This window comes from Amycolatopsis sp. NBC_01480 (assembly GCF_036227205.1).
Classification (GTDB): domain Bacteria; phylum Actinomycetota; class Actinomycetes; order Mycobacteriales; family Pseudonocardiaceae; genus Amycolatopsis.
On the sequence record NZ_CP109442.1, the window covers coordinates 7,768,085 to 7,787,311 of the forward strand.

The 19,227-nt window shown below is 62.3% G+C and carries 18 protein-coding genes; 15 read left to right on the top strand and 3 right to left on the bottom strand.

From position 1 onward, the window contains the following. The first annotated feature begins 81 nt into the window (after nucleotides 1-81). Nucleotides 82-1,641, top strand: a complete 1,560-nt coding sequence (locus tag OG371_RS36625; RefSeq protein WP_329060406.1) for a transcriptional regulator — start codon at nucleotides 82-84, stop codon at nucleotides 1,639-1,641. Then, complete coding sequence (locus tag OG371_RS36630; RefSeq protein WP_326950973.1) at nucleotides 1,638-1,988, top strand: cupin domain-containing protein; 351 nt, start codon at nucleotides 1,638-1,640, stop codon at nucleotides 1,986-1,988. The genes OG371_RS36625 and OG371_RS36630 overlap by 4 nt, the downstream gene beginning before the upstream one ends. Here OG371_RS36630 and OG371_RS36635 read toward each other — a convergent pair. After that, entirely contained in the window at nucleotides 1,977-3,374 is a 1,398-nt protein-coding gene (locus OG371_RS36635) for a helix-turn-helix transcriptional regulator (RefSeq protein WP_442876200.1), read from the bottom strand. The two genes, OG371_RS36630 and OG371_RS36635, sit on opposite strands and share 12 nt — an antisense overlap. A 696-nt stretch (nucleotides 3,375-4,070) precedes the next feature. On the opposite strand from OG371_RS36635, the gene OG371_RS36640 reads away from it, so the two are divergent. The 4 genes from OG371_RS36640 (at nucleotide 4,071) to OG371_RS36655 (ending at nucleotide 6,229) form a co-directional block, all read left to right on the top strand. Then, the gene (locus tag OG371_RS36640) at nucleotides 4,071-4,316 is read left to right on the top strand and encodes a hypothetical protein (protein ID WP_329060415.1); all 246 of its coding nucleotides are present in this window, start codon (nucleotides 4,071-4,073) and stop codon (nucleotides 4,314-4,316) included. Then, nucleotides 4,313-4,678, top strand: a complete 366-nt coding sequence (locus OG371_RS36645) for a MarR family transcriptional regulator (protein ID WP_329060417.1) — start codon at nucleotides 4,313-4,315, stop codon at nucleotides 4,676-4,678. The genes OG371_RS36640 and OG371_RS36645 overlap by 4 nt, the downstream gene beginning before the upstream one ends. Before the next feature lie 164 nt (nucleotides 4,679-4,842). Next, nucleotides 4,843-5,193 (top strand): helix-turn-helix domain-containing protein, encoded by a 351-nt coding sequence (locus OG371_RS36650; RefSeq protein WP_329060419.1) that lies wholly within the window; start codon nucleotides 4,843-4,845, stop codon nucleotides 5,191-5,193. A gap of 376 nt (nucleotides 5,194-5,569) precedes the next feature. Then, on the top strand, nucleotides 5,570-6,229 hold the full coding sequence (locus OG371_RS36655) for a hypothetical protein (RefSeq protein ID WP_329060422.1): 660 nt from the start codon (nucleotides 5,570-5,572) through the stop codon (nucleotides 6,227-6,229). Between the two features lie 119 nt (nucleotides 6,230-6,348). On the opposite strand, the gene OG371_RS36660 is transcribed toward OG371_RS36655, so the two are convergent. Further along, nucleotides 6,349-7,542: an AlbA family DNA-binding domain-containing protein gene (locus OG371_RS36660; protein WP_329060424.1), complete on the bottom strand. Its 1,194-nt coding sequence runs from the start codon at nucleotides 7,540-7,542 to the stop codon at nucleotides 6,349-6,351. 748 nt (nucleotides 7,543-8,290) lie between these two features. Between OG371_RS36660 and OG371_RS36665 the strand changes: the two genes are divergently transcribed. The 3 genes from OG371_RS36665 to OG371_RS36675 all read left to right on the top strand — a co-directional run bounded on the left by OG371_RS36665 (nucleotide 8,291) and on the right by OG371_RS36675 (nucleotide 11,399). Continuing rightward, nucleotides 8,291-8,911 (top strand): hypothetical protein, encoded by a 621-nt coding sequence (locus OG371_RS36665; protein WP_329060426.1) that lies wholly within the window; start codon nucleotides 8,291-8,293, stop codon nucleotides 8,909-8,911. 222 nt (nucleotides 8,912-9,133) lie between these two features. Next, nucleotides 9,134-10,528, top strand: a complete 1,395-nt coding sequence (locus OG371_RS36670; RefSeq protein ID WP_329060428.1) for an ATP-dependent nuclease — start codon at nucleotides 9,134-9,136, stop codon at nucleotides 10,526-10,528. 37 nt (nucleotides 10,529-10,565) lie between these two features. Continuing rightward, complete coding sequence (locus tag OG371_RS36675) at nucleotides 10,566-11,399, top strand: HNH endonuclease (protein WP_329060430.1); 834 nt, start codon at nucleotides 10,566-10,568, stop codon at nucleotides 11,397-11,399. Nucleotides 11,400-11,625: 226 nt separating this feature from the next. Here OG371_RS36675 and OG371_RS36680 read toward each other — a convergent pair whose 3' ends face one another. Beyond that, entirely contained in the window at nucleotides 11,626-11,937 is a 312-nt protein-coding gene (locus OG371_RS36680) for a hypothetical protein (protein ID WP_329060432.1), read from the bottom strand. A 612-nt stretch (nucleotides 11,938-12,549) separates the two neighbouring features. Between OG371_RS36680 and OG371_RS36685 the strand changes: the two genes are divergently transcribed. From OG371_RS36685 to OG371_RS36710, 6 genes are all read left to right on the top strand, one after another. After that, the gene (locus OG371_RS36685; RefSeq protein ID WP_329060433.1) at nucleotides 12,550-12,885 is read left to right on the top strand and encodes a hypothetical protein; all 336 of its coding nucleotides are present in this window, start codon (nucleotides 12,550-12,552) and stop codon (nucleotides 12,883-12,885) included. Continuing rightward, a complete protein-coding gene (locus OG371_RS36690) occupies nucleotides 12,882-13,946 on the top strand; it encodes a tyrosine-type recombinase/integrase (RefSeq protein WP_329060434.1) in 1,065 nt (354 codons plus the stop codon). The genes OG371_RS36685 and OG371_RS36690 overlap by 4 nt, the downstream gene beginning before the upstream one ends. A 1,301-nt stretch (nucleotides 13,947-15,247) precedes the next feature. After that, complete coding sequence (locus tag OG371_RS36695) at nucleotides 15,248-15,571, top strand: transposase (protein ID WP_329057474.1); 324 nt, start codon at nucleotides 15,248-15,250, stop codon at nucleotides 15,569-15,571. Further along, the gene (locus OG371_RS36700) at nucleotides 15,571-16,485 is read left to right on the top strand and encodes an IS3 family transposase (RefSeq protein WP_329057475.1); all 915 of its coding nucleotides are present in this window, start codon (nucleotides 15,571-15,573) and stop codon (nucleotides 16,483-16,485) included. The genes OG371_RS36695 and OG371_RS36700 overlap by 1 nt, the downstream gene beginning before the upstream one ends. Nucleotides 16,486-16,584: 99 nt before the next feature. Beyond that, complete coding sequence (locus tag OG371_RS36705; protein WP_329073373.1) at nucleotides 16,585-17,586, top strand: IS481 family transposase; 1,002 nt, start codon at nucleotides 16,585-16,587, stop codon at nucleotides 17,584-17,586. A gap of 881 nt (nucleotides 17,587-18,467) precedes the next feature. Continuing rightward, entirely contained in the window at nucleotides 18,468-18,743 is a 276-nt protein-coding gene (locus tag OG371_RS36710; protein ID WP_329060435.1) for a helix-turn-helix domain-containing protein, read from the top strand. The last annotated feature ends 484 nt before the right edge of the window (nucleotides 18,744-19,227 follow it).

Sequence of the window (19,227 nt, forward strand, 5' to 3'; positions counted from 1 at the left end):
CCGGAACGGCGCCGCAACCCATGTACAAGCACCGCAGCACCACTGCACAAACACTGCAGATCGCCGACATTTGGGAGAGCAATGAGTCCGGCCGGGGGATGGACGGGGCGCGCAGCGGTCGCGTTGCAGTCGGCATTGCGGCTCAGCCAGGAGCGATTCGCCGAGCACCTCGGAATCAGCGCGCGCACGGTCGCGTCCTGGCACAAGAAACCGGACCTGCGGCCACAGTCGGAGATGCAACAGGTCCTGGACACCGCGCATGAACGGGCGTCGGACGCCGAGCGCGCCCGCTTCGCCGAGCTGATCGGCGAAGCTCCGGCCGCCGAGACGACGCCGGACACGACGGAAGCTGACCGGCGGCTCGCCGCGGACCCCCACATCGGCGCAGCACTCGAATGGCTCGACCGGCACGCCCACTGGACGCCCGGCACCGCACGCCGCGCCGTCGCCGAGCGAGTCGCGAGCGTCGACGTCCAAGACCTCCACGACCGCGGCACCCGGCGGGGGTGGGTCAGCCAGCGCGACGTAGCGGCAGCTCTGGCCACCTACTACGGCAGTCGACTCGACGACCACGGCCTGTACACCGCGCGGTGCGGCGATCTGGCCATGAACACCAGCGTCCTGACCTGCGAAGACTGGCTGGACCTGGACTGCGAACTGCGCCCGCCGTATGACCGGCTCCGGGTTCCGAGCGCGCAGCCGGAAGCCGACTTGGACCTGGACGACCACGCCGCCGGCCGCGCCGTTCAGCGGCTCGCCGAGACCCTATCCATGAACACCCGGCTGATCGACAGCCCGATCTACCGTCTGCTGAGCACGGACATCCGTGAACACCAGCTCGGCGGCACATTCGGCATGTCCCAGTTCGTGCACTACGCGCTGACCGTCGACTTGCTCGAAGGCGAGCTGGTGGACGCCGTAGCCACCAGCTCGACCACCATGCCTCTTCGAGATCGCTACCTGCCGGATCTCCGCTCGGTGCTCGACGTCGGCGAGCGCCTGTGTGCGGGCGGCGTCCTCGCACTGACGGCGATCGCCCGGCCCGCCGATCCGTACCGTGGCGAAGCGGACTACCTCCTGCTGGTCCAAGAGCGATCCGGCCACGTGCTCAACGCCGCGCGCCGGCTCGCGGTGATCCCAAAGGGCTTCCACCAGCCGCTCACCGACGTTCGTCGAGACGCGCAGGTCGGCATCACGCTCCGCCGCGAGATGGAAGAAGAGCTGTTCGGCCGCCCGGACATCGACAACACACTGGGCGACATCTTGTCGGCCGACCCGCTGCACCCGACCAGGCTCAGCGAGCCGATGAGCTGGCTCATGGCACAGCCCGGCCGCCTGCTGATGGAGTGCACCGGGTTCGGCCTGAACCTGGTCAGCGGGAACTACGAGTTCGCCAGCCTGATCGTCGTTGACGACGAAGAATTCTGGGCACGCTACGGGGGAGTGGTCGAAGCGAACTGGGAATCCGCGACTCTTCGTCAGTATTCGACTACCGACGCGGAACTCGTCACCGAGTTGTTGGGTGATGTAGCGTGGAGCAACGAAGGATTGTTCGCCATGACGCAAGGACTCCGACGCCTTGCTGAAATCGGCGGAGAGCGTGTGAAACTGCCCGAGATCGAATGGGAGATCAGCCAGTGAGCGACGGTTGGACCGCCGGCAACGCCAACGAGGACGCGGCCGACACCCGCGGCTGGCTGGTCGGCCACTTCATCGACCCGTCGCAGGGTGTCCGCGCCTCGAAGGACGTAGAAGTGAAGTGGGCCAACCATCCTGCGGGTGACAAGCGTCCCGAGTGGACGTCTGACGACCAGCGGACCACGTTGGTGATGCTCGTCTCCGGCGAGTTTCATGTGGAGGTTACCGGCGGCAGCAAGACCATGACCCGCCCAGGTGACTACGTGATGTGGGGTCCAGGAATCGACCATTCTTGGGAAGCGCTGGCGGATTCGGTCGTCCTGACCGTCCGTTGGCCCTCAGCCACCTAATTCGACTGCTGGAATCCGCACTCGATCGCCGTCGATCTCGGCGAGACGACGCAATCCCTGGAGGAACGCGAACAGTCCTTCGTTGCTCCAGGTTTCGTCGCTGATCAGTTCGGTGATCAAGTCGCCATCGAGTGTCGAGTACTGCCGCAGCCCGGCAGCCTCCCAGTTCGCTTCGACGTCACCGCCGAACCGCGGCCAGAACTCCTCATCCTCGATCACGACCAGGCTGGCGAACTCGTAGTTCCCGCTGACCAGGTTGAAACCGAACCCGGTGCACTCCAACCGCATCCGCCCCAGCTCGGTAAGCCAGCGCATCGGCGCCGACAACCTGCTCGGGTGCATTGGGTCGGCCGCGCGCTGCGCTCCCGCCGTGTTGTCGACGTCGGTGCGCCCGAACAGTTCCTTCTCCAGCTCGCGTCGCAGCGTCACCCCAATCCGGGCGTCCGCCCGGTGGTCCGCTAACGGCCGGTGGAACGCCTTGGGGATGACCGCCAACCGGCCGGCCGCGTTCAGCACCCGCCCCGATCGCTCCTGGACGAGCAGCAAGTAGTCCGGTCCGCCGCGATGCGGGTCGGCCGGTCGCGCGATCGCGGTCAACGCGAGTACCCCGCCCGCGCACAGTCGCCCGTCCAGACCGAGCACCGCCGCGAAGTCGGGCAAGTACTTGTCCCGCAACGGTGCATCCCCCGGCCGCACGTGCTTCCCGGCCTCCAAACTGTCGGTCAACTCGCGCTCAAGCAGATCCACGCTCAAGGCGTACTCGACGAAGGGGGCCAACCCGACCTTGCCCACGATGGCGTCCCGCAGAGACTCGATCGCCGAGAGCCGGTAGATCGGTACGTCCGCTATCCGCACATCATCCGCCGCAGCTTCCACGAGCCGCCGAACTGCCGCATTCTCTTCGATGCCACGACGCGGCCGCGCGACGTCTGACAGCAATGTGAGCCGGTCGGTCTGAAACGTCAGAGGACACGCCAACTCCGTCCACCCTGGACGGGTCAGGATGCTGGTTTGTGTCTGGACCCCGCCGCAGCGGACCTGGTATGTCGAATGCCCGGCAGGCGAATCACCGTAGTAGCCCGCCAAGGCGTCGGCGAGCTGACTTCGACCGACCGGTGTCCGGACGCGCCGACCTGCTGGTGTCCGTGCTTCCACTCGCTCGCGTGTCGTCCCCGGGCTCCAGCCGACCTGCCGATCCAGCCAGCTGAACGCAGGCTCAAGCGCCGATCCGAGCAGCGGCGTACCTGCGACCGGGCGCACGCCGATCAACTCGCGCAGCTCGTCGGCGGAGCGGCCGAGCACCCTGGCGAGCTTCGGCCACTGGTACGGCTGTGGCGCGTAGTCGCCGGCCTCCCACCTGATAACCGTTGATCGGTCGACGCGCATCACTTCAGCGAGCTGCTCTTGAGTCAGCCCGGCCGCCTTGCGAGCTGAAACAAGCTCCTCGCGCCGACGAACGCTGACCACTCGAACACCTCGCTCTGGCTGACGATGATCGCAGCCTAACAGACATATCAGCAGGTGAAGGCGTCGACTGCCACATCTGTGCCACGAAACCCCGACGTTTGCGCTCTGGGCTCTGCCGGGTGCTCCGGATTGGATGATTTCAACACATCCGACAACCGAAGGGGTGACCGTGACGAGCGGCGAGCATGGCTCACGACCGCCGCGTCTTTACGTGACCTGGTACCGCTGCGTCGCCGACGACCTGGACCACGCCGTCACGGACGAGGCGTTCGCGCACGGCGTCGCCCTCCACGAGGGTCGCTACCACGCGCTCTGCGGGCACGAAGTCTTCATCGACTCGTGCCTGGTCCCACCTGGTCGTCCGTGTGTTGCTTGCTTCGCGTTGATCCGCCTCCGCAACCGCCCAGCCGATCCCACGCCTGCGCGCCATCGGGAGCCGTCCCGGTGGCGCCGCCTCTTCGGCAGCCTCCGGACTCCGGCCGTCCTGCCGCCGCGCCCGCCTCCACGCGTGCGGCTCATTCCCGCGCAGGGCGGCCGGACCACCACGTCGGCGGGAACGGGCGGCGCCCCGACCGCGCCCGTTCCCGCCGATCACCACGCCCGGCGAGGCGCCCGATGACGGCCCGCCTGATCATCGCGCGCCCGCTGCCCGGCACAGTGGGCGAAACCCGCCGCGTCGTGCACGTCTTCCCGCTGTCGCCGGAGGAGACCGCGCCGGAGCGCCTGACCGCGTACTGCGGCGAGACGTTCGGCCCCGGCGAACTCGAATTGTTGGACCGCCCGGTCGGGATGCCCTGCGTGACCTGCCTCCGCCGTTCGCCTGGTCCTGGTACCGCCGAACTGCCGGCGGGGGAGCGATGACGCCCGGCGAGCGACCTAGTGTGCCTGCCTTTCAGCGGGACCTTGACCCGCTGCTTCTCCTGCCTGTGCGGCTGTTCGTCGCATGTTTGCTGGCAGACATGTGCTGGTGCGAGGACGTCGCCGTTCGGGGCGCGTTGCGCCTTGGTGAGCGGAGCTTCGCGCAGCACGTCGAGAGTCTGCGCGCGGCCGGGTACCTGGTGACTCGTGTCGAAGGACGCCGGACCAAACTCCGCCTCACCGCGCTCGGGCTTGACCGGCTGGCTGAGCACGTGACTGCCCTCCAGACGGTCGCGCGCACGGCTGCCGAACTCGTCGCCGCACAGCGCGCCGATCTTCTGCCGCCAAAGCGTCCGGAGCCGTGAGTGTCGCGGTAGCCGTTGTGGCCGTCCTCGCTCCGGTGGCTGTACTCGGTGCCGGCGCGAGCGTGTTTCGCCGTTGGCTGGAAGCCGACCCGTGACACGCGCGCGAGCGATGTCCGCTGCGGCCCCACGGCCACGGATCAGCTGGTCAGGGAGGCGGTGACCTGGTGACTGACGATCACAGCGATGCGCGTCCGGCGGATCTCTTCCCTACTGAGATCTCCGTCGACATCGTGCACGAGCTTTCGGACCACTACGCCGCAGGGGACACTCTGGAAATCCTGGTCGCGCGCTACCCCTACAGCTACCGCAAGATCCGCACAGCCCTGATCGACGCCGGCGTCACCCTGCGTCCACCAAGAATCCTGCTGCCGCCGACGCCACCCGGGTTGGTCAACGCCTATCTCAACGGGCGGTCGATCCGTCAGCTTGCGACCACCCACGGCATGTCGTACAGCCAGACGCGCAACATCCTGCTCGCCGAGGGTGTCGAACTCCGCCGACGCGGCCAGCCATGACCAACTGTGGCGCGCCTGGGCTGCGCCTGCCCTCGTGTAGCTCCGCCGCGCGCGCCCACAACACGGCCGCGGAACTCGTGACCGCGCTGCGCTCCGGCGTATCCGACGTTGCTGTGACGGGCGCCCACGACGACTCAAGCACTCTCCCGCGAGGGCTGTTGGTGACGGCTGTGACGGGTTTCGGCTGACCCGTCACAGCTGTCATAGCTGATGTTTTCGCAGGTCGGGCGATATTTCTTGCCGTCACGGGCCGAGTGACGGCGGAACGCCTCGCGCGACGGGTTGTGACGGCTATTTTCGTGACAGTATCCGTGACAAGAGGTAGCCTCATCGCATCGATGTCACGAAAGATGTCACGGAATCCCGGGAGAGCAGCATGACCGAACCGGTCTGCGCGGGCTGCGGCGAGATGTTGCCTCGTCCAAGGGGGCGGGGGCGCCCAGCGACGTACCACGGCCCTGCCTGCCGCCAACGCGCCCGCCGCGCCCGGCTCACCGCCGATCCCACCCGTGCGGATCTGCTGGCCTTGCTCGACCGGGCCGGGCGCGCGGTTGCCGGCGCGCGCCGCGCGGTGACATCCGGCGAGGATGCCCACGCCGCGCTCGCCGAGCTGGCCGCCGTAGCAGAGTTGGCGCAAGCCGCTCAGGCGACAAACGTTGCCACCACATCTCGCGTCGACATGGAACGCCCGCCCGCGGACGCCACGAAACTGATCATCACGGAATCTGTCACGGAATCTCCGGCGCCGGAGACGCGCCCAGTGACACGCGAAGACGTGATCGATGTGGACACGGTCCGAGTCGAGCGCGGCAAGGACTTCGAGATCTCAGGCACCTACCGCGTGCTGGCCGGCGATTCGATCTTGCTCGGCTACCTCGGTCGCGACCGGCATCGCCGCTGGGAAGCCCGAACCGCCGCAACGACGCTCACCGTGACCGGTGGACCGTGGCGCACGCGCCAAGACGCACTCGTCGGCCTGCTGCTCAACGGCGGCATCCGCACGGCAGAGGTACGGAAGCGGCTGATTGACCTGTAGCTGCATGCCGACACTCAAATCCGTTTAACGTCTGGATCGTGGAAAGCGGATACAGTCAGCTGACCTTTAACGGTGGGCCACCGCAAATTTCGGCGAGCCTAGCACATCCATCTCGTCAACTACGAAGTGTCCTCGGCCGTTGATGGCGCTTTTTCTTCTGCACTTCCGGTGCCTAGGCGCAAGAATGCTCGACCTGCGGCTATTTGTGCGTGCAGTGCTTGAGCTGTAACCGGGATCGAGTGTTCCCCGCGGCGACGGACGACGCTAAAAAAGGCACCTTCAGTCTTTGATTCGACGATCACACCATGCACGAGAAAGGGTTTTAGTTCTGCTGCTTGCTTAGGTATCTTGAAGGCGAGCAGAGTGCCACCGTTGCCGCTGTCGACCGCATTTACTCGAAGGCCGTCTATAGGGGGATAGATGCGCTGATCAAGTACTTTGTGGTGCCGCGTGGCGTCTCGTTGGGTAAATTGCTGAATCGGCCCCCGGATTACCCACTCGACACCGTCTATGTATTTCGTGCCCAATCCGACGATTAAGATACCCTCGTTGTCTCCGTTGGCGAATCGAGCAATATCCTGCGACAGCTCGATCTTTCCGCCTTCTGTGGATAGGTCCCAGTCGTGTACCTTTACTTCTAGCCATTCCGACTCAGGTTGACCGTAGAGCACTTGCGCGTGTCCGGCGCAGATCAGATTCCATGTCGTTGAGCTGTCGGGCTTTCCTTCGTCAACTACCTTAAGAAGCTTTTCGATTGTCGCGGCAAGCTTCAAAGCCGAGCTTACGGTAGAGCGTGCCGGCGGCTGAAAACGCAAGTTCCAAAGCCATGAATTTCCGACAAATGGGCCATCGCCAAATTGGTCGGCGTCCACGTAGTTCCCGCCAACTGTTTCAAGCATTGGGGAAATAGTCTGCTCAATTAGGCTGCTGTCCCACTCTTCTCTGTTGAAATCGATCTGAAGGCAGAGTAATAGTCTTTCTTGATTGTCGAGATCAAACCAATGGTGGTGAACGGGAGAGTGTTTGCCATCGAAGTACTCCGTCATTGATACGATTAATGATGCAACCTTTGGGAGGTAGATATGATTGCAGAAACCGCCGCCTGTCGCTTCGGCCTTGTTGGCCGCGATTAGAGCGGCACGTAGAGAGGAGAGGCGTAGTGATCGAATCTCGGGATATGGAGCAAAGAAGCTCGTACCAGACAGGCGGTCGAGACCAAATCCGTCGAACTCGTCTCTTGCTCTTTGGTCGTCGAGGTGCAACTTTCCGGTTGACTTCAAGAAGCGAATCCCAATCTTTTTCTCTGCTGTCATTAGTCTATCATCGCATATCTCGCCGGTCGGGCGCTTGCGCTGCCGCTCAGCTTTCGTCGTAGTCGACCGCCAGCGTGTCGACTAGGACAGGGTGGCCTGTAGGTGCTTAGTATTGAGAGGCGCCCGCAGCCCGCTGGCGCGTCCAGCGGACGGCTAGGCAATGGGTGGGTCACGATGGGAACTTGGTTAACTGAAGTATCAAAGGTTGCGCCCGCAGTTTCAGTCGGTGTCGCCATGGTCGCATTGTTATTGAGCGCTGGGAGTCTGTTTGTTTCGCGAAAGGCGTACCGTATAGCGCGACTGCAGGAGATGCGACGTCTACTGCCCTTAAAGGTCTACTTAGTGGATTCCATAATTCAATCAAAGAAAGGTGAGTATCAGCGATACGGATTTTCTCTAGAGGTTTCAAATCCTGCGGAAGTTGCGAACTCGATAGCACGAATCGAACTGTGGATCAAGTGCCATGAGCGCAACCTACGACACATGGTAAGGGTTAGATGTGAAGGCGAAGGAGTTGTCCCAATTTCCTTAGCCGGCGGCCGAAATCATCTTGTGGCGCCATTCAAGCTTGAGGCGGGTGCGACCGTGCATGGCTGGACAACTTTTCTCGTTCATGACGAAGATGTAACATGGTCTGAGATCGATAGCTATGCTCTCTCGATTGAGGACGCTAAAGGCGTGAAGTCGGATGTAGTTGTCAACCTTATGCACCGCGTTATGCTACCTGAATCTCCGGAGGGCGGCGTCAGTGAAGAGTCGGTTACGTAAATTGAATTACCCGCATCTCGAAGTTGTTTCAGACGGGATGTTTGCTGCCAGAGACGTGGGAAACGGTCGTCTGATACCGGTCTTAGGTATCGACACTGACCCGTATCCGGAGGTGGATAGACTTATCAGATTGCATAAGAATTCGGCTCCAGGGGATGTTGTTACTCAGTGGGCTACATCTGTGCCGACCTCTCTGCGAGAAAAGCAACAAGTATTACTTGAAATGCGTTTCGAGAGGCCACTGGAGATTCTCTTTGGGGTGGTATTTCGGCTGCCATTCCATGCTGCTTTAGTCGATCAGATTGTGGCAGTGAACGGCGCATATCTAATGTCTGGGCACGTTGGGGAGGGATTATTTGACGTATTTAATGCTGGTCGGATCCTTGCTGAAATTCCGAGCGAGGCTTTCGAGTCGCATTGGAACAAGATGTATCCCGCTACAGTTGCTGGACAGTTTCGATCTATGGGGGCCAATAGAAGTGAGGCTAAGAAAAAAGCGGATATATTTGTACAGGACTTTCGCAAGTTTGGTAGCTTTCGAATGAGCGACGACAAGAACTTTTCAAACTACCTTCGCCCACCGGGTGATCCTTCCGACTGAGCTGCCGCCGGCGCCTCGACGATCCTTCTGAGCCTTTGTAGCAGTTCCACCTCCTCGGGCTTAAGCTATACTGGATATAACTGTCACTCGTGAATGGCTTGAATTTGGAGTAACGTGGATTTCAGTGTGGTACCGCCTCGCACGCGGCCGCGACCTGGAGGCAAAGGTGTCTACCTAGAGGAAGACCGATGGAATGATTATGGATTTGTTACGATGTATCACTTGTGGTACGTCGACACCTTCGAGGCTAAGAGTATTGGGGAAGTAAAGTTCGGCCGCTTCGGAATGCGGAGTGGTTCCCCGGACATTCCACCCAGATTTCAGCTGCTTGGGGGCGAGTTTTTCTCGCTCGGCCAAGATGCGGTCTTCTATGAAAGAATAAGGAATCTTGGTGACGACGTACGAGTGACGATACTCGGTGCTTTGCGTGACACGGCCTTCGACGAGTCCATCTTCAATGCATGTAGAAATGAACTGGTCACTCAGGAATCACTTCTCCGAAGCGTTGATGCTCGGACGGTGGAGACTCAGTTTCGAAGGATTGCGCACGGTGGTAGGACTCTGGAAAGAATCTTCTTTGCGTATCGCGGGCCTGGCGTATTCGGTGACAACAGGGCCCCACTGATAGACGTAGAAGTTCTCCCCGATTCATCACCGCCTACGAATGTCCATGCCATCATTGGTAGCAACGGCGCAGGCAAGACGACCTTATTGAGGGATATTGCGACGGCTGTCCTTGAGCCTAGGGCGATCCTGCCGGATAGTCGGGGTCAAATTGTAGACGAGCAGGGTAATTCCATCAAGCCTTTCGTTAATTTAATATCAGTATCGTTTAGCTCGTTTGATGAAGCACAGTTTGTCGAGTCTAGTAGGAGTATAACGCATCGGCATGTAAGTATTTACCGTCAAGCGGAGGATGGGTCTCAGACCTATGTTCCGAAAAGTGCTCAGCATCTTAGCGAAGAGTTTGCCGAAGCTGCTGCAGGGCTGACTCCGAGGCAGCTCGATCGGTGGAAAGATGTGTTAACTGTTGCGGCAACAGACCCAATTCTTGAAGAAGCGTTGGCCCCGATTCTTAATAGTGTGGCCGGCGCAAGGGTTGGGCAAGGGGATATGTTGCCGATCTTCTCCTCCTTGAGTTCAGGTCACAAGATTGTCCTTCTTGCGCTAACTCATCTTGCCAAGCTTGTGGCAGAACGAACATTGATTCTGGCGGACGAGCCGGAAACTCATCTTCATCCCCCGCTTCTTTCGTCGTTTATGAGGGCGCTATCTGGTCTTCTTGTGGAACAGAACGGTGTTGCACTTGTCGCGACACATTCGCCCGTGGTACTCCAAGAAATGCCGAGGTCGTGTGTTTGGAAGCTAAGGAGATCGGGTCAAAGTATCAAAGCTGCTAGGCTCGCAATCGAGACTTTTGGCGAGAATGTAGGTGTTCTTACCCGAGAGGTATTCGGTCTCGAGATCACAAGATCCGGTTTTCATAGAATGCTTGAAGACTCCGTGGGTGAGGGTATGAATTACGCTGAGATCTTGCAAAAGTTTCAAGGTCAATTAGGAGGAGAGGCTAAGAGTCTAATTCGCGCGCTCCTTGCTGAGCGGATGATGGGTGATTGATTCGATGAGATCTTTGCCGATTCCCGCAGTCTCGACGATGGAAAGCTACGCCACTTGCGTGGGCGGTGTAGCGAATGCGGAGTGGAAGGGGTTTCTCGGCAGCCTGACGCCTGCCGTTATGCACGCATCTGCTAAATTTGAGGAAGCGGTAAAGCAAACATCTGTGCATTGTCTATCTGGTGACGACTTCCGATTTGGTCCAAGTGGAAACGATGAACTAGATGAAACGGTAAACAAGGAGGTTCGAAAGCTTTATACGCAAAGAATGGTTCGAAGGGGTACGGCAAGTCGAGTCATTTATGACCAGATCTTCCTGGCGACGGACTGCTGTCCGCTGTGTGGTCATCGGGAGGTCTCCACGCTTGACCATCATCTACCGAAAGTTGGATTCCCATACTTATCGGTCACGCCGTCGAATCTTGTTCCGGCGTGCATTGAGTGCAACAAAGTGAAGCTTGACCGTATCGCAGACATCGCGGAGGAGGAAACGCTGCACCCATATTTCGATGACTTGCAGGATTTGCGGTGGTTGAGAGGGTCTGTTGTCGAGGAAAGCCCACCTGCGGTGTTATTCTATGTAGATTCTCCGACAAGTTGGAGTGCGGTATTGGCGGAGAGGGTTAAGACTCATTTCGCTGCGTTCAGATTGGCGCGCTTGTATGGTGCTCAGGCGGCTACTCAACTACGCGCCATTGAGCTTTATCTCGAGAAAATATCTCAGGGGAGTGGTTCGGCGGGAGTTTCTTCCTATTTGGCGGATATGGCGGTAAGCTCGATGAAAGTTGATCAAAATTATTGGATGGTTGCAATGTATGAGTCTTTGGCTGAAAGTTCATGGTATTGCTCGGGTGGTTACCGGTTTGATCTGTAGATGTCCCCATCTGGGTTGTTTGACTGAAGAGGTCCCTTGTCGATCTGTGCAATCGGCGGACGCTTCGCGGGGGTCGAGCGACTTGATGCGACGCCTGTTTGGCGTCGGCTGCCCCGGAACTTCATCAATTGGGCAATTGCAGGCGTGTAGATAGTGAGCAAGATCGTCTCGGACACATCATTGCCCCATGGCAGCTGGTCGGTGCGCCCACGGGCACGAGATCGCGTCAATGTTCGCGGTTTGCCGCCTCGATTTCTGACCAAGGCTTGCGCTCCATGTCCATGTACGCCAGCGCGTCTGTTCGCGTTCCCGGACGAAGTTCGGCCTCGATGACGGTCCAACCAAGGCGTCGAGCGGCTTCGACACGGTGATGCCCGTTGACCGTGACTCGCTCCCCGTCGCTCGGTGCCTCATAGACGAGGATGCCCTCGATCTCAGCGGGGTGGTTGAGGAAGTACTGAATCCGCGATTCGTCCAGGCCACTACGTTGTGTGTCAAGGTTGCCTTGGTGCAGAGACTTGATCGGGATCGTCGTCATTGCCGGGGCGTTCCCTCCGTGTAAGCCTTGGTCACGAAAGGTTAGCCGATGGGTGGGCAACGAGTCGTGAGGTGACTCGTTCCGTTCAGGGACCTTCATCATGGTGGATAAGTTCGGGACTTGCCTACGGACTACGCGGAGACCGGCTCACGACGTCATGAGACCACAGCGGGGTTCGGTGCTGCTGGGCACTCGGGATACGTCAAGCGCCCACGGCTGTGCAACGGAAGGCATTCGGCCACATCATTGCCCCATGACGGGAGCTTGGCGAAGCCCCGGTACCAGCACAGATCAACCAAGGAACAGTCGTGTAGATAGTGAGCAAGATCGTCCTCGGACACAAATATGTGGGAGATCTCCCAAACCACAGAGTAACAGGCCCGCTACGGCGGGTCTTTCTGGCGTTCAGCTCCTGTCGGCTTCGACTAGCCTGATCTTGAACGTGTCCTCCCTTTGCGCAGTGTGCAGGGGAGGTGCGTCGTGAGTGGGTTCGTCTCACCGCTGGTGCTGCCTGACCGGATTGCCACTCCGTCTCCGGCTGGGCCGTCGTGTCCACCCGTCCCGATGGGCCTCCCGCAGCTACGCGACCTCAGCGGTGCGGACGGTCCGCGCTTGTCGATCGCGCTCATGGACGGCGGGGGACGGCTGCAGGACCGCGGCGCCGTCGCCGCGCTCGGCTGGAGCCCTGGCGACCGTCTGCTGATCACCCTCGTCCGGACATCGATCGTGATCCGCCGACGCCCCGACGGGGTGTTCGTCATGCCCCGCAAGCCCTACGTCGCCCTCCCTGCCCCGGTTCGCAAAGGCTGTGGCGCCATGGCGGGCAGCCGGCTGCTGCTGGTCGCCGACCCCGTCCACGAGGTCCTCATCGTCCATCCCGAAGCCGCCGTGCAGGCGATGCTCCGCACCTTCCACACCTCGCTGGCCGCCCCTGAGGAGGCATCATGAACGCACCCGTGACCCCGCAGGACCTCGAAGCGGCCCGGTTGCTGCTCTCACGTCTCGGCGTCGATCCCGCGGACCTCGTCTCCGGCGCCGGCACGGTCGAGGGCGCGCCCGATCAGCGGCCGATGCCGACGATTCGCGAGTGGATCCCGGTCGTGGCCGCGCTGGTCTCTCCGAGCACGGCCGCTTCGTACGGCTCGTACTGGAACAAGGCGGAGGCCAAATGGGGCGACCGGCGCATGAACACCATCACGGCCAGCGAAATCAAAACCATGGCCGAGACGGTGCGCAGCAGCGCCCGCGTCCGGCGCAATTCCCGCGGTGGGCGCAACGCGGTGGAGAACTTCGTCGCGGCCATGCGCTGCCTCTACAAGCACCTGGTCAACGACGGGCGCCTCGACGAACGCCACAATCCCGCCATACGGGTGACCAAACCACGCCGCAACCCCTCCACCCGCCGCGCCCTGGCCGGCAACCGATTGACCGAACTCAACGACGTTGTCGCCAGCACCGGCGACGACCCGGAACTCGACTCCCTCATCTGCCGCCTGCACGAAGAGACCGCCTGCCGCCGGGGCGGTGCCCTCACCCTTCGGCCTCGTGACCTGGACCGCCAGCAGTGCGCGATCCTGCTGCGGGAGAAAGGCGAGACCGAGCGCTGGCAGCCCGTTTCACCCACCCTCATGCGTCACCTCATCGCTCACGCCGAGGAACGTGGCAGTGGCGACCCGGAAGGTCAGCTCTTGCGCTACGCGAGCGGCAAGCCGATCACCGACCGCCGCTACGACTACCTCTTCGGCAGAGTTCAGAACGAACTCGACTGGGCCAGGACACTGCAAGTCAGCGCTCACTGGCTGCGCCACACCACCTTGACCTGGGTGGAGCGCCACTTCGGCATGGGCGTCGCCCGTGCTTATGCCGGGCATGCCGAGTCCGGCAGCGATATGACGACCACCAGCTACGTGAAGGCCGATATCGGCGAGGTCGCCGAGGCCCTGGCAGCTCTGACTGGTGAGCCGCACCCCCTTGCCCCCGCCAGAACTGCGCGGGCTGAGGCGGAGTGACTTTGGCGGGCGCGGCGGCACGCCGCGCCCGCCTTTATTCGGCTGCTGTCCGATGTGGAGCGCTCGCGTGGTACGCGATGACCATCTCGTGGAGCACGTGCTGCGGGTAGACAACCAGCAGGTCGTGCTCCACCAGCGCCGCGAGCAACACCTGATCACCAGGGCGTATCCGACACTGTCGACGTAGCCGGGCCGGCAGGGTCACGCACATCCTCGGCGGCACGGACGCCTGCCCTCGTTCCTCGCATGGTGCCACGACGAGCAGACCCGAAGACACCTCAAGCTGAATCGCCGAGCCGGCGACCCAGCCCAGCTGTTCCAGAGTCACCCGCGCGGCCACCACGCCGTTTCCACCGACTCGGACCACACTGAAAAAGACCGACCCGGCGTCCACCAAGGGCCCGAGATCTGCTACGGGCATCGGAACGACAGTGCCCCGGCTTCGCTGACGCGCGGGTAGAGCGAGTGCTGCGACGATTCGATCCGCTGACCTCGACACAACACCAACTGAGAGGTCGCCAATCGGCGGTTCAGATGCTGCCGGGCATTCAGGCGCCTCGGCCCTGGCGGTACTCCATGTTCTCGACATCCTGCGTCCACGTGTTCTCGGCGTGGGAGGGCGTCGGCCAAGAGTGACTTGGTCAGCTTTTGCCGAGCATGCCGCACGAACTCAAGGTCGGCAACGTTCTGCGCCGGGATTCGAGCTTCTGACGACTGACTCCGGAGGGATGGGCACGGCGGTGACTATGGCCTCTACCTGCGACTTTGCCATCTCTAGTGACGTCCGCGGCCCCGTGAACCACGCCGTTCGCCGCCGGTTCGTGTCACGTCCGGTGTCACGCGAAATTCGTGTGGACCTTCGGGCGTGTCGTCGGCGATCGATGGGAGGTGTCGGCTCCTCTGGCGGACTCGGACCCTGAGTCAGGAGGACAAGAACGCCTTCCTTGGCTGCCGCCGGCCCCGTCGTCATCTGGGGGACAAGTACCTCGATGACGACGGCGCTCGCGGGACTGCTTGGCATCGCGATGCCGGAACGCGACGACACGGAGAAGGTTGAACAGAATGCCTCCACGCAAGCGCCAGACGGCAGCCGTAGCCAAGCGGCGTGGAGCGGCTCAGAAGAAGGCCACTGCCGCCCAAGGCGACGGGACGGGGCAGGCGGCCCAGGCTCGATCTGAGCTCTAGCTGTTGCGGGTCATGACGTTGGTGACGTGGGTGAGGGCCTGAGCTGAGGTGAGGTTCCCCCTGGGCGGTGGACACCGAGCTAGCAGGACTGCGGTCCTGCTGGAAGGATGTCCGTTATGCCTCCTCGTAAGCGTCGGTCGTACACGGCCGAGTACAAGATTGAGGCTGCGCATCGTGTGATCGACTCCGACCGCACGATCGCCGAGGTTGCCCGTGAGCTGGGGATCGATCCGGGGATGTTCAGTGTCTGGGTCAAAGACGAACGGCGGAGGATCGCCGCCGCCGGGGTCCACGGCGAGAAACCCCTGGAAGCTGCAGAGCAAGCCGAACTGCTGCGATTGCGCAGGCAGGTGGCCGAGCTGGAGAAGGACAACGCGTTCTTGGTAAAAGCGTCGGCGTACTTTGCCGCGATGCAGAAGAACCCGCGAGGTTCGATCTGATGGCGAAGTACGCCGGCCCCGACGAGCCCGCCGGCTCCACACCACCCGAGGGCACACGGTTCTCTGTCCTGCGCATGGCGCGGCTGCTCGGTGTCTCGACGTCCGGCTACTACGCGTACATGAAACGTTCCGCAGCAACGATGTTGACGCCCCGGCGGCAGCGCCGCGCTGATCTGGCGGTGAAGATCCTCGACGTACACACCGAGTCCGACGGTACCTACGGGTCCCCGCGGATCACCGCCGAACTACGGGCACGCGGTGAAACAGTGAACGAGAAAACCGTCGCGGCAATCATGGCCGGAATCGGGATCGAGGGCATCAGTCCCCGCACCTTCAAAGTCCGCACCACGGTGGTTGACCCGGCGGCGTCGTTTCCGCCGGATCTGGTGCGACGCAACTTCGACCAGGGCAAGCTCGACGCGGTCTGGCTGACCGACATCACCTACCTCACCTGCGGTGAGGGTGATCTGTACTTGTGCGCGATCCGCGACGGGCATTCCCGCCGCGTGCTCGGGCACATCGTCGCCGACCATATCGGTGCTGACATGGTCTGTGAGGCCATCGACGCGGCGGTGGCCTGCCGCAGCCGCGGTGTCGCCGGCACAGTGCTGCATTCCGATCGCGGTGGGGAATTCACGGCCGGGTTGACGGCGCGAGCCTGCGACCGGTACGGGTTGAAACGGTCGATGGGTGAGACCGGTATCTGCTGGGACAACAGCCCCGCGGAATCGTTCTGGTCAACGTTCAAGCACGAGTACTTTTACCGCCACACGTTCACAGTCAAGGCAGAACTTGTTGCTGCAGTTGACAAGTGGATCGGTCGGTACAACAATGAGAGGCGTCACTCGGCTATCGGGATGCTCAATCCTGTGTGCTACGAACAGTCCCTGACAGGCGCAGCGAAAGCTGCTTGAAGACCTGTCCACTGTTCGGGGGGAACCTCAAGGGACGGGTCTTTCAGCGGCAGGATGAGAAGTGCGACCAACTCGTCCGCCGAGCAGAAAGACCCGTCCATGCACCACCGTAATGCCCCACTGTCCCTCGAAGGCCGCCGTCGGCTCGTCGCGCGTTGCCAGGCCCGCCCGATCGCCCACGTCGCGGCCGAGATGGGTATCTCGCGGCAATGCGCATCCAAGTGGGTCAACCGCTGGCGGCGCCACGGCGAGGCCGGCCTGCTCGACCGGCCCAGCGTCCCGCACCGCCAGCCGACGGCTGCCCCCGCCGAGGTGGTGGTCCGGATCGAGCAGTTGCGCCGGCAGCGGAAGTACTCCGCTCGCCGGATCGCCACCGAGCTGGCCGCCGACGGCATCACGATCTCGGTGCGCACCGTCGGCCGCCACTTGCTGCACCTCGGCCTGAACCGACGACGGTTCCTCGACCCCACCGGCCAGAACAACCGGCAACCGCGGCGGATCATCGCCCGCTGGCCCGGGCACATGGTCCACCTCGATGTGAAGAAGACCGGCCAGATCCCCGACGGCGGCGGCTGGCGCGTCCACGGCAAAGGCAGCGACCAGGACCGACTGGTCGCCCGAAGCAAAACCCGAGGTCAACGGGCCCGCTACACCTACCTGCACTCGGCCGTCGACGGCTACTCCCGCCTGGCCTATACCGAAGCCCTGCCCGACGAGAAAGCCTCCACCGCGATCGGGTTCGTCCACCGCGCCCGCGCGTTCTTCGCCGCCCACGGCATCACCCACATCCACCGCCTCGTCACCGACAACGGCGCCTGCTACCGCGCGAACGACTTCGCCACCGTCCTGCGCGGCGCCCGCCATCAGCGGATCACGCCCTACACCCCGCGCCACAACGGGAAAGTCGAGCGTTACAACCGGATCCTGGCCGAAGAGTTCCTCTACGCCCACGTCTGGACCAGCGAAGCCCACCGCACCGAGGCTTTGGCGGTCTGGAACATCCACTACAACTACCATCGACCCCACACTGCCGCCGGAAACCAGCCGCCAGCATCCCGGCTCCACACCGGCGTCACCAACCTCATGGCCTCATACATCTAGCAGTGGTACCACCGCTAGAGCGCTTTGCAGTTCTACCTGCAGTAGCTGGGCGCCCTAACGGTGCACACCGTTAGGGCGCTAGTATCTGCTTTGCCACTTCGCTGTTAAAGCAGCAAGGTGGCAAAGCAGCAGAAATGAAGGCGGCGTCCGTCTTCGACGGACGCCGCCTCGTGCCTAACTGCGACCCGGGGTCTTGAGTAGCTCGTGGGTCAATGCAGCCAGCGGTACTGCTAGCTGCACCAGCGGGATTGCTAGCTGGAGCAGCCGGATGAAGGACTTCCGCCTGTCGGGACCGTGGTAGCGGTCCCGACAGGCGGTATTCCCCGGCAACGTTTCGCCGGAGCCATCGTCCTCACCTTCGCGGCATTCACTCATTTGTGGTTCTCCCTGTTGGAGGATGACGCTGCTCGCCGATCCCGTTCCCCGAGTGATCGGGAGGCGACCGGACCACTTGATGAGTGACACCGCCCATCAGCCTAGCCTGTGAACCACGCGCAGGTTCTTGGGGCCCTGCAACGGAAACGTCAACTCATATGGACGCGGCTGCGAATCGACTTTGTATCGACATAGGTGACCGATTCGACAAGCTGCTCGCTGAGCATACGCAGGCGTTCGTCAAAGCGATCCGCGTGCGTCCGAAATAACGGTGGGTGTGGCGAAGGTCTGGTCGGATTCGCGGCTGGTACTGGTACTCCCCCTGCCGGATCGAGCCGGCGTGCAAGAACGGCAAGTCCGAGCGGCGTCTGGCACTGACCGTGCAGTTCCGGTGAACCTGTGTTCGCAGGCAGTTCGTGACCGGACGACGCGTGCGGATCGGGTGAACCGGGTCGCGCAGCGCCGTATTGTCCGAGGCATTACGAACACCGTGCAGGCCGCACGCGTTGGACCGGCGGCGTTTTCTCACGGTCAGTCAGGCGGCCGAGCTACTGGGCGTCTCGGCGATGACGATCTACCGGGCGATCGACGCCGGCGAGTTCCCAGCCATTCGCACGCGGGGGCGTATCTCGATCCTGGCGAAGGCCATCGACCTGATGGAGGAGGCTGCCTTGGTGCAGAACGCACTCGTTGACTCGGCTCAGTATGTCGCGCAGCCGCTTGAGGCTGGCTGTGCTGAGGTGCCTGATCCGTTCGGTCGGCGGGGAATTTCTGCGTCCTGAGGTCGGCGCTTGGTGGGCTGGATCGTGCGCTCAGGCTGGGTCTCGGGCGGGCGGTCCACCGCCGCTCGGCCTGGAGCCTGCGCCAGATTGAGCGCTCGACGGCATTGCGGGCGCGGAGGGTCTGAGGGTTCGCGCGTCCTCGCGTGGGGGTGTACGGAGTGGAGGAAGTAGCGTTGAGGTGTCTCTGGGCGTCGGTTTCGAGCGATTCGCTGAGCCGCCAGGCATCGCAGTCTGTTGAGCCGCCCCGGTAGCGGTGGGCTTGCCGGATGAGGCCGAGTTGGGCGGAGATGTCGCGGGCGCGGCGGACGGTCTTGGGGTCGAGGTGCGCTCGCTCGGCCCAGGTTCGCACGGAGATCGATCCGTGGGTTCGCACGATGGCTTCGGCCAGTGTGTCGAGGGCAGCGTGAAGGCTCCGAGCGCGGATACCCAGGGCTGGCACGCCTAGACGACCGACAGCGTCACGAAGCGCGCATCGGATGGCGTC

What these genes read in the sequence shown, in the direction of transcription:
- OG371_RS36695 (WP_329057474.1), top strand. Translation starts at nt 15,248, where the DNA reads ATGCCTCCTCGTAAGCGTCGGTCGTACACGGCCGAGTACAAGATTGAG.
- OG371_RS36700 (WP_329057475.1), top strand. Translation starts at nt 15,571, where the DNA reads ATGGCGAAGTACGCCGGCCCCGACGAGCCCGCCGGCTCCACACCACCC.
- OG371_RS36680 (WP_329060432.1), bottom strand. Translation starts at nt 11,937, where the DNA reads ATGACGACGATCCCGATCAAGTCTCTGCACCAAGGCAACCTTGACACA.
- OG371_RS36645 (WP_329060417.1), top strand. Translation starts at nt 4,313, where the DNA reads ATGACGCCCGGCGAGCGACCTAGTGTGCCTGCCTTTCAGCGGGACCTT.
- OG371_RS36655 (WP_329060422.1), top strand. Translation starts at nt 5,570, where the DNA reads ATGACCGAACCGGTCTGCGCGGGCTGCGGCGAGATGTTGCCTCGTCCA.
- OG371_RS36660 (WP_329060424.1), bottom strand. Translation starts at nt 7,542, where the DNA reads ATGACAGCAGAGAAAAAGATTGGGATTCGCTTCTTGAAGTCAACCGGA.
- OG371_RS36675 (WP_329060430.1), top strand. Translation starts at nt 10,566, where the DNA reads ATGGAAAGCTACGCCACTTGCGTGGGCGGTGTAGCGAATGCGGAGTGG.
- OG371_RS36690 (WP_329060434.1), top strand. Translation starts at nt 12,882, where the DNA reads ATGAACGCACCCGTGACCCCGCAGGACCTCGAAGCGGCCCGGTTGCTG.
- OG371_RS36625 (WP_329060406.1), top strand. Translation starts at nt 82, where the DNA reads ATGAGTCCGGCCGGGGGATGGACGGGGCGCGCAGCGGTCGCGTTGCAG.
- OG371_RS36640 (WP_329060415.1), top strand. Translation starts at nt 4,071, where the DNA reads ATGACGGCCCGCCTGATCATCGCGCGCCCGCTGCCCGGCACAGTGGGC.
- OG371_RS36635 (WP_442876200.1), bottom strand. Translation starts at nt 3,374, where the DNA reads ATGCGCGTCGACCGATCAACGGTTATCAGGTGGGAGGCCGGCGACTAC.
- OG371_RS36705 (WP_329073373.1), top strand. Translation starts at nt 16,585, where the DNA reads ATGCACCACCGTAATGCCCCACTGTCCCTCGAAGGCCGCCGTCGGCTC.